18 protein-coding genes are annotated in these 14,739 nt (G+C 36.3%); all 18 read left to right on the top strand.

Going from position 1 to position 14,739, the window contains the following annotated elements; translation table 11 throughout:
• Nucleotides 1-180 precede the first annotated feature (180 nt).
• The 18 genes from BST85_RS13445 to BST85_RS13355 all read left to right on the top strand — a co-directional run bounded on the left by BST85_RS13445 (nucleotide 181) and on the right by BST85_RS13355 (nucleotide 14,648).
• Nucleotides 181-1,029 carry a hypothetical protein gene (locus BST85_RS13445; protein ID WP_146090736.1) on the top strand — a complete coding sequence of 283 codons (849 nt, stop codon included), beginning with the start codon at nucleotides 181-183 and terminating at the stop codon, nucleotides 1,027-1,029.
• 219 nt (nucleotides 1,030-1,248) lie between these two features.
• Nucleotides 1,249-1,776, top strand: a complete 528-nt coding sequence (locus tag BST85_RS13440; protein ID WP_104813733.1) for a hypothetical protein — start codon at nucleotides 1,249-1,251, stop codon at nucleotides 1,774-1,776.
• A gap of 278 nt (nucleotides 1,777-2,054) precedes the next feature.
• On the top strand, nucleotides 2,055-2,645 hold the full coding sequence (locus BST85_RS13435) for a hypothetical protein (protein ID WP_104813716.1): 591 nt from the start codon (nucleotides 2,055-2,057) through the stop codon (nucleotides 2,643-2,645).
• Between the two features lie 209 nt (nucleotides 2,646-2,854).
• Nucleotides 2,855-3,490 (top strand): hypothetical protein, encoded by a 636-nt coding sequence (locus tag BST85_RS13430; RefSeq protein WP_104813732.1) that lies wholly within the window; start codon nucleotides 2,855-2,857, stop codon nucleotides 3,488-3,490.
• A 119-nt stretch (nucleotides 3,491-3,609) separates the two neighbouring features.
• The gene (locus BST85_RS13425) at nucleotides 3,610-4,107 is read left to right on the top strand and encodes a hypothetical protein (RefSeq protein ID WP_245917702.1); all 498 of its coding nucleotides are present in this window, start codon (nucleotides 3,610-3,612) and stop codon (nucleotides 4,105-4,107) included.
• Between the two features lie 205 nt (nucleotides 4,108-4,312).
• Nucleotides 4,313-4,879 (top strand): hypothetical protein, encoded by a 567-nt coding sequence (locus tag BST85_RS13420; protein ID WP_104813730.1) that lies wholly within the window; start codon nucleotides 4,313-4,315, stop codon nucleotides 4,877-4,879.
• Nucleotides 4,880-5,091: 212 nt separating this feature from the next.
• Complete coding sequence (locus BST85_RS13415; RefSeq protein ID WP_104813729.1) at nucleotides 5,092-5,706, top strand: hypothetical protein; 615 nt, start codon at nucleotides 5,092-5,094, stop codon at nucleotides 5,704-5,706.
• 228 nt (nucleotides 5,707-5,934) lie between these two features.
• Complete coding sequence (locus tag BST85_RS13410) at nucleotides 5,935-6,483, top strand: hypothetical protein (protein ID WP_146090735.1); 549 nt, start codon at nucleotides 5,935-5,937, stop codon at nucleotides 6,481-6,483.
• A gap of 219 nt (nucleotides 6,484-6,702) precedes the next feature.
• Nucleotides 6,703-8,022, top strand: coding sequence for a hypothetical protein (locus BST85_RS13405; protein WP_104813727.1), 1,320 nt, complete (start codon nucleotides 6,703-6,705; stop codon nucleotides 8,020-8,022).
• A gap of 47 nt (nucleotides 8,023-8,069) precedes the next feature.
• Nucleotides 8,070-8,567: a hypothetical protein gene (locus tag BST85_RS13400; protein WP_104813726.1), complete on the top strand. Its 498-nt coding sequence runs from the start codon at nucleotides 8,070-8,072 to the stop codon at nucleotides 8,565-8,567.
• A gap of 75 nt (nucleotides 8,568-8,642) precedes the next feature.
• Nucleotides 8,643-9,071, top strand: a complete 429-nt coding sequence (locus BST85_RS13395; RefSeq protein WP_104813725.1) for a DUF4288 domain-containing protein — start codon at nucleotides 8,643-8,645, stop codon at nucleotides 9,069-9,071.
• Nucleotides 9,072-9,260: 189 nt separating this feature from the next.
• The gene (locus BST85_RS13390) at nucleotides 9,261-9,884 is read left to right on the top strand and encodes a TrmH family RNA methyltransferase (RefSeq protein WP_104813724.1); all 624 of its coding nucleotides are present in this window, start codon (nucleotides 9,261-9,263) and stop codon (nucleotides 9,882-9,884) included.
• A 203-nt stretch (nucleotides 9,885-10,087) separates the two neighbouring features.
• Nucleotides 10,088-10,417, top strand: a complete 330-nt coding sequence (locus BST85_RS13385) for a DUF6984 family protein (RefSeq protein WP_104813723.1) — start codon at nucleotides 10,088-10,090, stop codon at nucleotides 10,415-10,417.
• A gap of 697 nt (nucleotides 10,418-11,114) precedes the next feature.
• Complete coding sequence (locus BST85_RS13375; protein ID WP_146090734.1) at nucleotides 11,115-11,627, top strand: hypothetical protein; 513 nt, start codon at nucleotides 11,115-11,117, stop codon at nucleotides 11,625-11,627.
• 277 nt (nucleotides 11,628-11,904) lie between these two features.
• Complete coding sequence (locus BST85_RS13370) at nucleotides 11,905-12,255, top strand: hypothetical protein (protein ID WP_146090733.1); 351 nt, start codon at nucleotides 11,905-11,907, stop codon at nucleotides 12,253-12,255.
• Nucleotides 12,256-12,468: 213 nt separating this feature from the next.
• Nucleotides 12,469-12,987: a hypothetical protein gene (locus BST85_RS13365; RefSeq protein WP_146090732.1), complete on the top strand. Its 519-nt coding sequence runs from the start codon at nucleotides 12,469-12,471 to the stop codon at nucleotides 12,985-12,987.
• A 211-nt stretch (nucleotides 12,988-13,198) separates the two neighbouring features.
• Nucleotides 13,199-13,738 carry an RDD family protein gene (locus BST85_RS13360; RefSeq protein WP_104813718.1) on the top strand — a complete coding sequence of 180 codons (540 nt, stop codon included), beginning with the start codon at nucleotides 13,199-13,201 and terminating at the stop codon, nucleotides 13,736-13,738.
• A gap of 199 nt (nucleotides 13,739-13,937) precedes the next feature.
• Nucleotides 13,938-14,648: a hypothetical protein gene (locus BST85_RS13355; protein ID WP_104813717.1), complete on the top strand. Its 711-nt coding sequence runs from the start codon at nucleotides 13,938-13,940 to the stop codon at nucleotides 14,646-14,648.
• Nucleotides 14,649-14,739: the final 91 nt, after the last annotated feature.

The following is a 14,739-nucleotide window of genomic DNA, read 5'->3' as shown; positions in this document are numbered from 1 at the left end:
ACTCAGTGGCCTAACAGATCCAAATCAAAAACTTGAAAACAAACAAACCTAAACGCTTACTAAAAAGAAACGGCCCGCAAAGGCTTCGCCCTAGCGCAACGGAGACAACTCGCTCGCCTTTGCTCGTGATGCCACCGAAGTTATAGCCGGGGACGTTACCTGCAAGCTGAACAGAATACCATGATAAAAAAACTGACTTTACTTCTGTTGATTCTAATATCAATGAACAGTTACACTCAAGAAAGTGTTGTTTTCGAAACGAAATTCAAACCAAACAAAAAATATCTCACTCAACTCAAATCAACATCCTATGCGGAAATTCAATTCATTGCTGACCAAGAGATATTGGATAGATTTAAAAGTCAAGGAATTGAATTGCCAATGATTACAGAAAGTGAAACAAATTTGGCTACTGACATTATTACTCAAAACCTTGATGAAAACGGAGAGTTTCCTGCAACAATGGAATATGGTAAAATGACGTCTAAAACAACAATCGCAGGAAAGTCAACGTCAGAAGAAAAGCCGTATTCAGGAATGAAAATTATAGGGAAATATGACGTTGACAATAAATTCAAAATTGATACAATAATTAGCAGCACAGTGACTCAGCAAATGAGGACTATGTTAAGATCAACTCTAGAAAGTGTTCAACCAACTATCAATTTTCCAGAAAAGCCAATGAAGGTTGGAGACAAGTTTAATAAAGAAATACCGATGTCAATTCCAATGGAAGGAATGAGTCCAATTTCTGTGATAATAAACATGGAATATTTGCTCAAAGAAATCAAAGACGGCAAAGCGTTTTTTGACATCAAACAAAACGTTGGACTTGATATGAGTCAAGAGCAATTTAATGTTGAAGCAAACGGAACTGGGTCTGGAACATCGGAATTTGATATCAAAGAGAACCATATAACCAAGTATAATTCCGAATTACCAATGAATGTGACTATCAAGGTAAATGAAAAAATGACCATGAAAATGAAAATGACTACTACATCTGAGCAAATTGTAGTAATTGAATGATCAAAGCCAGCAGGTAACAACGCATAAAAGCCATACTCAGTGTGGTAAGCATCAAAGCGAGATCCATTGAAACTAAAACCGAACATTAACTAACAAAACAAACGTCATAGACTTGCCTCGCCTTCGGGCCAATTTTTTGGCTCCGCCAAAACCCAGCGCCAGGCAAGTCATAGAGCCGTACGGCTCTTATACGAGACCGTTGTGCATAATTTAAAGTAAATGAAAGAAAAAATCACTATACTCCTACTTGTCCTATTTCCATTTATACTATTTGGGCAAAATGATGAATTAGTTGAATACTCAAATGAGCTATATAAATATCAGGTTGCAATTCCATCGGACTGGTCAGTGTACTATGAGAATAAGAACGATACTATTCGTAAATTATCTATTATCTCTTGGGGACTTCCTAAAATTCAAGACACTATTTTAAATCAGGAAGTAGAAAATTCCATTTCGATTAAAGCTTATAATCGACCTTCTATATCTTCATTATCTGATTTACAATTGAATGAGAGGTTAAGAGTTGACCCAGTAAAAACTGCAATGGTTTGGGACGAGGACGGCGGAGGGTTTCAACGAATATATCATTCTGATAATGGAATTGAATATTATGGGAAGACTTTCTATGAATTCAAAAACGGTATAGGATACATAATAACTTTTATGGCCACGGAAGGAACTTATGATAAGAATGTTAGCAAGTTCGATTCATTCTATGAGCAATTTCGAGTAATTAAAAAATAAACTATGCACAACAACGCATAAAAGCCATACTCGGTGTGGTAAGTATCAAAGCAAGATCAATTGAATCAAAAAATGAACATTAACTAACAAAACAAACGCCAGAACTTGCCTCGCCTTTGGGCCAATTTTTTGGCTCCGCCAAAACCCAGCGCCAGGCAAGTCATAGAGCCGTACGGCTCTTATACGAAACCGTTACCCACTATATGAATATCTCGCCCAAATTATACTTCATTTTCTTTCTAGCATTTTCTCTCGTTTCCTGCTCGACTCAAGAAGAAATGAACTTCGCAGAATCATTAAGCGGATGCCTAGAAGACAAAGACATTCTCGCATTAAATAATGCAACAGTTTATGTTGAGTTGTTATTAGATGGACATTATGGCAATTCGAATTCAAATGAAAATTTCTATGCCTTTCTCACCGACCTTAGTTCTCCAGGGTTTATATCAAATTTTGAGAAAGACTTCTTTATAAACGAATTTTCAGTTCAACTACTTTATGAGCTTGAGGAATCGGGTACTTTCGATAAGATCTGGACATTGGAGTTGCCAGAAGAAGAGGACTCAATTGAGATTCCTATCGCGGTTCTTCCAGAAAATGAAGAATCAAAAGAATTAGATCTATCAATCTATTATATTGATCCTAAAGGCGACTACTTGAAATGTTTAAATGAGCATTCAAAAAATGACAAAGTCATAGAGATCCTAAACTCACTCTCAGAAGGTTTAAGTCTAAGTCCGAATTTAATTGCTGGCGCTCTTAAGGAAGCCTTCAATAATAATGAAGTTGATGACCAATTGAGTAAAGTAGTAATCTCAATGGAGTGTTATTTCAGCATAGTGAATTTAGTGGATAAGAATACGAGATAAAAATACAGTGGGTAACAACGCATAAAAGCCATACTCGGTGTGGTAAGACTCAAAAGCAAGATCAATTGAAACGAAAACCGAACATTAACTAACAAAACAAACGCATAGACTTGCCTCGCCTTCGGGCCAATCTTTTGGCTCCGCCAAAACCCAACGCAAGACAAGTCCTAGAGCCGTACGGCTCTTATACGAGACCGTTGTACACAATTATGAGAATCCTATTACTCGCTTTATTATCCTTCCTCATTTTCCCTGATCAACAAAGAGATGAGATTGACGGAGTATGGGTAGGCCCCTTTGAAAGCAGTACTCATGGTTCCCAATCAACTATATCCTACCCTAAGGTGTTCAATCTTAAAAATGGAGAATATCATGTTGACGGCCTCATGATTGAAGAAGAGTCAGGAACCTTTTCCTTCACAGACAAAACGATCACATTTGGCAACGAGACTACTAATTTAGTTTCAAAGCCTGGTAAAAATATTGACAGCATTTCATTTCAAAATCCTACGAATAATCTTAATCCAATCATTTTTCGACGTATTCCTGACTCCTTAAAAAGCGACGATTTCCAGAATGTGGAGTTAACTGGAAGAAAGTTTAGATCTGAAATTGATAATCAAATCTCCGTACACTTTATTAATGATTCAATCGTATCATATTCATTTCCAGGAGAGGATGAACAACGTTGGAAGTACAAGAGATTAGATTTTCACGAATTTGACATTCTGCTTGTTTCAGATGGCAGGACCCCACCAATAATAATTAAGAAACAGGACGGAAATACTATACGAGTATCATTTTATCGAAATCAACTTGTAGATGACATTTGGACGGTAAAATAACTGTGTACAACAACGCATAAAAACCAGTGCGAATTGCGGAAAACACGTATTTACTCGCTCCTAGAAATTACTAACTTGGCATTAATAACAAAGCAAACGGCAGAGCACTTGCCCTGCCCTTGCCCCAATTTTCCGGCACAGCCGGAATCGATGCAGGCAAGTGCCTGAGTCGCACCGAGTTTTTATACGAAACCGTTGGCAACAATTTAATGAATAAAGAGCATCGTCAAATATTGGAGTTATTAAAGACTTATTTGGACAAGCATCCAGATCAACGATTTGGTCAGGCAATTTTCAATTTAGGCGTGAATCAGTTTCAAGAAACCACAGACCCAAGAAATCCAAATTATACTTTAAGGGACATTTACAATGATAGTGATGATGAAATTATCTATCGTATCAAAAGGCAAATCGAGTGGTTTGAATTACAGCAAAGAGTAAACGAAGGTATATCATCAACGGAAAGTCTTACGGGTACGACGGTTAATGAGAGACTGTATCTTACTGGATTATTGGATTTATTCGAGAAATATAAAGAGACCGACAAGGAATTTGCCAAGTTCATATTGAAGTCCCTTAAAGTTGATTACGAATCGATAGATAAAATCCTCTCTTAAAAAAGTTGCCAACAACGCATAAAAGCCATACTCAGTGTAGTAAGCATCAAAGCAAGATCCATTGAAACGAAAACCGGACATTAACTAACAAAACAAACGCAAGGACTTGCCTCGCCTTCGGGCCAATTTTTTGGCTCCGCCAAAACCAAGCGCCAGGCAAGTCACAGAGCCGTACGGCTCTTATACGAAACCGTTGTAACCAATTATGAGAAACTTTCTGTTCACCGTTGTACTTCTTTTCTTTACCGGTTTTGTATTTGGTCAAAAGGTCGTTGACTTGACTAAGCTAAAAGGGTTCGAAATCCATTTACTAAAAAAGTTATGCTTAAATGAAAACTCATATTCTAAAATGGATCAATCTGAAAGAGATGAATTAATAAATCAATATAATTCAACAGAATCGATACCAGATGTTTATTGCAGAAACTACATCAATATCCAACTATGTGAGATTGAAGAAAAGGCCTTCTTAACCGAAAATGATATTAACTTCTTTGATTGGGATTCAAAAAAAATATCATTATCCAAAAGTGGAGTCAAAAAATTAAGTGATGTAACGTATCGGTATACTGGTGAACCATTCGTTATTATGATCAACAGTCAACCCGTATTATCGGGTTGGTTTTGGTACTATGCCGCATCTGTTGGATGTGATAGAGTTTTCTGTGTAGTAGAGAAAGAATCGAGCATACTTGAGCTTAGTTTTGGCAATTGCGGTGCAAACCCATTGGACGATGAGGAAGTGCTTAAGGCATTCTTAAGTGTAAATTAATAACTGGTTACAACAACGCATAAAAGCCATACTCGGTGTGGTAAGCATCAAAGTGAGATTACTTGAAACAAAAAACGAACTTTAACTAACAAAACAAACGCATAGACTTGCCTCGCCTTCGGGCCAACTTTTTGGCTCCGCCAAAACCCAGCGCAAGGCAAGTCATAGAGCCGTACGGCTCTTATACGAAACCGTTGGCACATATTTAAAGCATGGAATTTTATCTACTCATATTAATAATTCTCATTGGGTTACTAATTGGCCTACTTGTATGGGTAATACGGTTATTCCGCCTTTATAAAAAAGGAAAGAAGAAATCATTTGCAATTCAAGTATCCATTTTAACTGTTTTGCTAGTCTTTATCACTTGGGAGCTTCAAATTTTTCCTCTCTCAAAAAACTTCCATATCAAGGGTAGAACTACAGAACTAACAGGGAAAAAGTTCTGGAGCTGGGAGGAGTTTAATTATGAAGATATTAGTGTTCGTGGCGAAGGATATTCGTTGGACATTTATAAGTTCAATGAGGAAACTGCAGATTATTTTAGAAATCCAAGTCATGAGTTTTTTGACATTTACCCAAAGAATGAATTGGCTGACATAAAATGGACGAAAACTCCAGTTAAAGAAGACGAACAACGCATTTTGGAATTCGTCACCCCTAACTATGGAGGTTGGGAAGGTGAAATAGTGGAACAACAAAAAATTATTCGAACAATTGCAAATCAACCAGGGGCGTATTACTCCTACCAAGATGAATGGAGTACCAACTTCTACTTAATCGTTCCAGAAAAGCAACTGGTAATTTTGATCAATCACAATATGTAAAACGAAAACATGTGCCAACAACGCATAAAAGCCATACTGAGCCTGGTAAGAACCAAAGCAAGATCAATTGAAACTAAAACCGAACATTAACTAACAATATAAACGCAAGGACTTGCCTCGCCTTCGGGCCAATTTTTTGGCTCCGCCAAAACCAAGCGCCAGGCAAGTCTTAGAGCCGTACGGCTCTTATACGAAACCGTTGTGCATAATTATGGAAAACCATACTTAATGAAGAGAGCTTTCTTATTAATTGTAATTATTTGTGCCCTATTTTCTTGCGAGAATGACGACAAACGAAATTTAAAAATGTTAGAATTAGAAAACGTGAGCAAAGCATTTGATCGCGTAGAGATAATCTATGACAAAAAAAATCCACTATTACGAAAATTTTTAAATAGCGCGAAAAAGGATAAAACCAACCTTTATACTGAGGATATGAATGAAATTTTAAATCTAACCGCTGATTTAAATGACAGTATCGAAAAAAGTATAGGAGAATTACAAAATTTAAAGTACAAATTGCCTAATTCAAAACTGATTGAAACCACTGTAGAATATTTAGATCGAGTTTCAGATTATGAAAATGATATGCCTTTATTTCTAAAATTAATAACTGATTCAATCGAAAATAACCATTTCGAAGTTAGGGACAGAATCAGTGATGGAATTGCTCGAGTAAACTCCGCAAGATTTGATTATCAAAGTCAGTTGGACAAATTCTACCGCGAAAATAACTTTACAAAAAAAGAGATAGACTCGCTGATTGGAAAAAATTGAGTGAAAAATAACTATGCACAACAACGCATAAGAGCCATACTCAGAGTAGTAAGTATCAAAACAAGATCACTTGAAACGAAAACCGAACATTAACTAACAAAACGAACGCAAAGACTTGCCTCGCCTTCGGGCCAATTTTTTGGCTCCGCCAAAACCCAGCGCAAGGCAAGTCACAGAGCCGTACGGCTCTTATACGAAACCGTTAGGTACAATTAAGACATGAACGACTTTAGTATACAAAATTCAATTAATGATATTCATTCTGACAAAACCCGTGAATATTTTAAAGAAGTAGCTAATTCTTATTACAATGGTAATTATAGAGCTGCTATTGTCACACTATATTCTGTTGTAATTTGTGATATTATAGCAAAGCTGGAAACGCTGGATGAAATTTACTCCGACAGTAATGCTAAAAGTATCTTAACTGAAACCAAGCAATTTCAGGATGATCACCCAACTAATCCTGATTGGGAGAAAGAAATTATTGAGAAAATAAAAACGAGAACAAGCATAATTGATAATTCAGACTATACATTAATAAAATCACTTCAAAGTCTGAGGCATTTGTGCGCACATCCTGTCATAAACAAAGAAAATAAGCTGTACACACCTAATAAAGAAACTGTAGCTTCTCACATTCGTAACATGTTGGAGATGCTATTTCTTAAACCTCCTCTATTATCTAAAAAGATATTGACTACAATATTACTTGATATAGCAGATAAGAAAGATATTTTAATTGATGAAGAAAGCTTAGAGAAGTATGTTATATCAAAGTATCTAAATAATCTTTCAAGTGCTGTAGAGGTTAATCTGTTCAGAGAGATATGGAAGTTTATTTACAAACTTGACAATCCTGATGCTGATGAAAATAGAATTATTAATTACAGGGTATTATATTTATTATTTAAACGCAATACAGAAGCTTGTATTGAAAAAATAAAGTCTGAGCAAACCTATTTTAGTAATATTCATAATGCTTCACAGCAAATTAACTTATTTATTCGCTTCATAGCTGAAAGTCACTTCTTATATCAGGAGTTTAGAGATGACGTTCATCTTTTAGTAAATAAGCATGTGGAAAACGACAATAGTGCAAAGCTAGTAGCTTGGTTTTTAAGTGCTTCCTATTTAGAACACCTAAATGTAGTAAAGGCTATAATTGGTGAGTACTATGATAACACTTGGGTCAAGAGGCCATTATCAACAGCTTCAGCTAGATTTATTAGTATCGGTCTGTCGAAAGGATATATCAATGAAGTTTGTGATTATCTTGTTTGGAGATATTCAAGTGCTAGAAATTACAATGACGCTGATCTTGTATTTTCTTATGAAATAGAGCCTAATCTACGTCATTTTACAGAAGAACAATTGATAAAACTCTGCACGGATTCAGAAAGCAACTCTCAAACATATGATAGAAAGCAAGCCTCGGACGACCACAAAGTCCTGAAACAAGTTTGCGAAAGTAAAATAGTTGATTTCGATATCGGTAGTTATCCAAACACATTTAAAACTGTACCTAACAATGTATAAGCGGCATTAAAACGACCGCTTATACTGAACGTTAGCAGTAATTAGAAATGAGAAAGTCAGATAAATCGATACATAATATTTCTATTGCTTCCATAAAGAGAAGTACAATGAAACCATATGATTTTAAATGGACAAAGTTTTATGAATCGAATATAGACTTTCCCTATCAAGGACTTTCATTAAACTTAATTGAAGATGAACTGATAATCTGTTCGACTTTAATTGATGGAGAAAACTATAGCATTTTAACTACCCAGAAATTTGTTACAGTAGAGAACGGAAAAGAAAGAGCTGAAAGTTTATCAGGAGCAACAGACAAAGGATATGGAGATTTTAAGGGATACAAAGAGGACCAAGTAACATTTGGGTTAGTTGAACTTGAAAATGGTAATGAATTGAAATATTTCATTGAAACTGGAAAAGCATCAATGATTATGATTCATGGTGTGAGAACTCTTATCAGAACTCAAAAAATGACCAACCAGAATGTGGAAAATGTAACACGCGTGTGGAATCGTCAAAATGAAAAAAATAAAAACTGCTAACACTGTATATGAAATCATAGCACCCTTCGGGATGCTACGCTTCATATACTAAACGTTAGCTACAATTTATAAAGAATGAAAACCCAAGAAAAAATATCGAACGAAAACGGAGATTGGTACATAGTTGAAATTGTTGAGAAATGTGAACCAGTCGATCGAAATGAAAAACAAGACTTACGAAGAGTTACGACTTGGGGCAATTATCATCTGATCAAAGCAAGTTCTCCTGAAAAGGCATTCGACAAAGCCGTTAAACTAGGAAAAGAAGCTGAATATAAATTCATTAATTCTGATAAAATCGAAATGGAATGGACTTTCGTTGGCATTGGAGAACTTTTACCAATCTATGATGATAATATTGAGGATGGAGCTGAAATAATGTGGACTGATTACGGGTTTATATCTGACAGGCAATCCAAACGATTTGTTTTCGACAAGAAGAGACTTTTGGCTGACATTAAACCAAAACGGAAACCGAAAAAAACTGTAGCTAACAACGCATAAAAGCCATACTCAGTGTGGTAAGACTCAGAACAAGATCCATTGAAACTAAAACCGAACTTTAACTAAATAAACAAACGCAAGGACTTGCCTCGCCTTCGGGCCAATTTTTTGGCTCCGCCAAAACCCAGCGCCAGGCAAGTCATAGAGCCGTACGGCTCTTATACGAAACCGTTGGGCATAATTTGAGAAATGAGCGAAGAAACCGAAATAAAGGAAAAAAGTTCTTTAAGAAAAAGAGCGGATGAAATAAAAGAACATAGATGTAAAAATCTGATTGCAGTTCTGGAAGAACCGAATATGATTAAAAATATCGGAACTGTAATTCGAAATATAAATGCTCTTGGAGTTGAAAAGCTATATGTTGTGGACAGTCAAGGACGACTTCCAGAAGATTGGCAAGATATGCGTGAAAGACGTTCTTTGATTAAACCTTCTGTTTCTGCAATTAAATGGAGTTTTGTGAAGACATTTAAAAGCACTCAAGCATGCATTGATCATCTGAATAATAACAGATTTACTTCAGTTGTGACTTCACCACACATAAAAGGAAAAACAAACGTGATTCTACACGAGGGAAATTTTACGCAAAAAAGACTTGCGGTTTGGTTTGGAAATGAATCTCGCGGAATTAGTGAATTGGCAGTTGAAAATAGTGAAGCTTGTATCCAAATCGAAATGTTCGGAATCATTGAAAGTTTGAATTTAGGAACTTCATCTGGAATTGTACTTTACGAAATTGCGAAACAGAGACGAAAATATCAGAACGAAAATAAACGTGGACGAAAAAGCGACCCGAAAATAAAAGTGAAATAAAAAACTATGCCCAACAACGGCTATAACTCAGCGGGTTATTGTTCTGGACCGATAATTGATCAAGTGAAAACTAATAACAACTTAAAACAAACAACAACGCAAAAACCCGGCTCACTGGCCCGGGCCAACTTCCGGCGCTTAACGTTCGCCGGGCCCTGTGGCCCACCGAAGTCATAGCCAGGACCGTTGGGGGCAATTAAAGTATGAGGGAGATAACCGATAAAGAAGAGCAATTCGTTTCGACTCTATTGAAACATTCAAATTCAGACGTTGTGATACCGAGAATGGTGTTGTCAATGAAGGATGGTAATATGGGGTCAATTTCGTTCGACATCACGGGTGAGCAATCTAGGGCAAAACAGTTAGTTGCAGGTTGGTTTACAGATAGCGATGGCACTCACGTTGATTTCGAGTTGACAATTGACAAACAAGGCTCTCTTTATGAGTTAGATATTTGGAAAGTAGACTTTAGTCCTCTTACGTCACTCCCCAATGAAGATGAAATAAAAATAACTGCCCCCAACAACGCATAAAAGCCATACTCCGTTTAGAAAGAATCAAAGTGAGATCAATTGAAACAAAAACCGAACTTTAACTAACAAAACAATCACAAGGACTTGCCTCGCCTTCGGGCCAATCTTTTGGCTCCGCCAAAACCAAGCGCCAGGCAAGTCATAGAGCCGTACGGCTCTTATACGAAACCGTTGGGTATCATTGTCAAAACGCAATTGAAACGTAGAGTTTTAGCTATATTAATTATTACAGTTTCTGCTCTCTGGTTAACGAGTGCATTACGATCATTATTCAACTTCTACTCGATATATTTTGAGCTTCAAGAAGGGAAAATTTGCAATCCAAGTAGAGCTTGGATATTCTATGTCAATGCCTTTATTGGATTACTTGGAGTGGGCTACGGGTATTTATTGGTCAAGAAAAAGGACATAAATTGGATGAGGTATGTTCTGGCAATTTTTCTTCTAATTGCAATAATCACAAAATACCATATTTGAAAACGTGATAACAACAATACCCAACAACGCATAAAAACCAGTGCGAAATGCGGGAAATACGTATTTACTCGCTCCCAGAAATTACTAACTTGGCTAGACAAACAAAGCAAACGGCAGAGCACTTGCCCTGCCTTTGCCCCAATTTTCCGGCAAAGCCGGAATCGACGCAGGCAAGTGCCTGAGTCGCACCGAGTTTTTATACGAAACCGTTGGCAAACATATGAGACACATAAGCGCCATTTTTTTATTAATCATAGCAATACTATTGTGTTCATGCGATTCGCAGCCCATTGAACCATTTGAATTGTCGGTTGCTGATTACGATTACTCTAGAGCTTACTCAATTTTATATAAAGTTTCCAACCAAAAACTAACAGTTCTTTTTCGTGGAGAATTAGAAAACGAAAAGGATAGCATCCTTTATACTAAGACAAACTTACCGGTGAAAGAAATCAGAAAATTGTCAGGTATTAATCTGGATAGCCTGGGAGTATTTTATTCCAACCCATGTATTGCCGACGGTGATATTAAAGTTTATAAATTCACAAAAAATGGCAAAACAAAACAAATTCAAGTCCAAAATTATTATCATCAAGAATTGGATTTGGCAATTGAAGTGATAAACGATCTAGTCCCCGAAGAGCTTCAAATGTATCACAATAAAGAAGGCCTGATTTCTTCCTTGAAAAGGTGTGGCCAAAGTCAAATCAGAATGTCTTGGAATGATGATTAAATACATTTGCCAACAACGCATAAAAGCCATACTCGGTGTGGTAAAGCTCAAAGCAAGATCAATTGAAACAAAAAACAAACATTAACTAACAAAGTAATCGCAAAGACTTGCCTCGCCTTCGGGCCAATTTTTTGGCTCCGCCAAAACCCAGCGCCAGGCAAGCCTTAGAGCCGTACGGCTCTTATACGAAACCGTTGTAAAACATTTACAAAGCGCAATCTGAATGCTAACAATCAGTCAATCTTACATAAAAAAATATTACAAAATCTTCGGATATGTGAACCTGATTTTCAGCATTCTTCTGGTCATTTTTTTGACTGATATTGACCTTAAAGAACGGTTTTTTGCCCTAATAGGAATAAATGTTGGGTTTCATATGCTCTATTGGTTTTTTTCAACTCTTTCAAAAGACTCAACTCGAATGCTCAACAGTTTTAATAAAATTGTCGGAACGGCAATGTTAAAGCTCTTTGCAGTATTTGGAATAATCTGTTCGTTCATTTTGATTTATGTGTTCATTGAAAAAGCCGTCTCTGAAAAGGAACTTGTTGGATTGTTTGGAATTTGTCTTCCATTCGGACTTTTTCTCGGAGCATATAAACTATGGACTGACTTAAAAAATGAATAAAAAACGTTTTACAACAACGCATAAGAGCCATACTCAGTTTGGTAATCATCAAAGCAAGATCACTTTAAACAAAAACCGAACATTAACTAACAAAACAAACGCAAAGACTTGCCTCGCCTTCGGGCCAATTTTTTGGCTTCGCCAAAACCCAACGCAAGGCAAGTCATAGAGCCGTACGGCTCTTATACGAGACCGTTAGCTACAATTCTGAAAATGATATTCACTTCTGATATAGAAATAATCAAAAAACTTGAACTCAAATTTATTCGAATTGATAAGACCGAATTTGATTGGACAACGGAATATATAAATCCGGAGGATGATTCAAAGTGGCTGAAATTAAGATTGCGTTCTGAATACCACGGAGGTGGTTATCCTGTGATGATGAAAAAAACTGGAATATCAACAGATTTTCTAATAAAAATAATATTGTCTTCTGATAACATAGAGCAGATTTCAGTTGGATCAGCTCTTCTTGAATATTTTGAGTCAAGCGATAGAATTGAGTTCAGAACTAAACTCATTGATTCTCTTGAAAAACATTACTCTATTGAAAATAATAGGACGGATGAATTTGAAAAACTGAGATTACAATCGATTATTGAGAACAGTACAATCTATGACGATACAAATAGAAGAGAAATTGTTGGGAAGAATGACGCAGAAATAACTGCTGATTATTATTATTTTAAAAAAATTGCAGAACGGACTGAAAAACTACAAGAACTGTAGCTAACAACGCATAAAAGCCATACTCGGTGTGGTAAAGCTCAAAGCAAGATCAATTGAAACAAAAAACGAACATTAACTAACAAAACAAACGTCATAGACTTACCTCGCCTTCGGGCCAATCTTTTGGCTCCGCCAAAACCCAGCGCCAGGCAAGCCTTAGAGCCGTACGGCTCTTATACGAAACCGTTGGCAACTATAACATTTTAAATTTATGAATGAGACTCCACAGCACGCAAAATTTTGGGACCGTGTTGGTGCCTATTTACTAGACGGAATAATCATAGGATTCCTTTCTTTCGGAATGAACTATCTTAATATTGCCTACTTCAAGAGCTTTTGGATTTATCTGCTTGTGGCAGTTATTGGTTTAATGTACAAGCCCTATTTTGAAAGTAAATACAATGCAACACTAGGAAAATTAGTATTGAACCTTCAGGTAACCGATTGGAATTATAATTATATCTCATTCAAAAGAGCTCTTTTAAGGAGCCTAATATTAATTCTGTCCTCGTTAATATATATACCCATTCATTACTTAGCGTTTAATAACTCATATATGATGGAAGCCACCGGAGTATTCGATTTTTCAACTCGTCTAAGTGAGGTTTATCCCTTGATGACTCTTTCTGCCAGTATGATATCTTGGATCGTCCTTGCCGACATCATTGTTTATCTGGTTGAGGTAAACAAAAATCAAAGGTCACTTAAGGATTTCATTGCGAAAACATATGTAATTGTAAAGCAAAAATAGTTTACAGTTGCCAACACCGGCTATAACTCAGTGGACTAAAGATCTGGACCGAAAATTGATCAATTGAAAACTAAAAACAACGTAAAACAAACAACAACGCAAAACCCCGGCTCACTGGCCCGGGCCAACTTCCGGCGCTTAACGTTCGCCGAGCCCTGTGGCCCACCGAAGTCATAGCCAAACCGTTGTGGGTAATGCAATGAAAACGACAATCTACATATTGACAGTAAGTCTTCTGACACTTTTCAGTTGTTCACAGAGCGACAAGAAAACAAGAGATTACTATGTCGAATCACAACCTACATTCTTTGAACTAAAACATGGAGATTGGACAACTAATGATTGGATTCGAAAGCCTGAAAACCTCAAAATGATTCATGAGACTTTCAAAAAGTTTGGATACATAGACTTAATTGGAAGTCGGCTCAATGACAATCCTCTAATTCTTCAAGAGATTTACATTAAAAACAAGCCATACAATCTGATTGACAGTCTGATTATCGCATTTGAGAATAAAGAAGTTGACGTTAAATATTATCGAGAATTTTGGCTCCGCAGAGAAAAAGAAAAAAATGATTCTGTGGTTTATAACATATTAAAAGACATTCAATATTCTTATAAATCAAAGCTTGCTTCTCAAGATCTGTCAATGAATTCAGACCGAAAATTGGTTAATGACACTTTGCTTCAACTGCTTGAAATTGAATATCCAAAGCAGACTTTAACGACTGAAATGGCAATGAATCATTTTGAAAGACTAAAGGAATTAGGTTTTCATGAATCAGCTTACAATCTCTTATTTGAGCGGTCTGAATATTCAGGAATTGATTGGAATAGAGAACAACTAAAAGAGAAATTAAAGACAACTGAAAACTATGTATATCCATGGTTTGAAGACAATGAAAAATAAAAAAGCACATACCCACAACAACGCATAAAAGCCATACTCAGTGTGGTAAAGATCAAAGCAAGACCATTTGAAACAAAAACCGAACATTAAC

This window comes from Aureitalea marina (genome assembly GCF_002943755.1).
GTDB classification, from domain to species: domain Bacteria; phylum Bacteroidota; class Bacteroidia; order Flavobacteriales; family Flavobacteriaceae; genus Aureitalea; species Aureitalea marina.
This window is presented reverse-complemented; position numbering and strand designations above follow the sequence as displayed.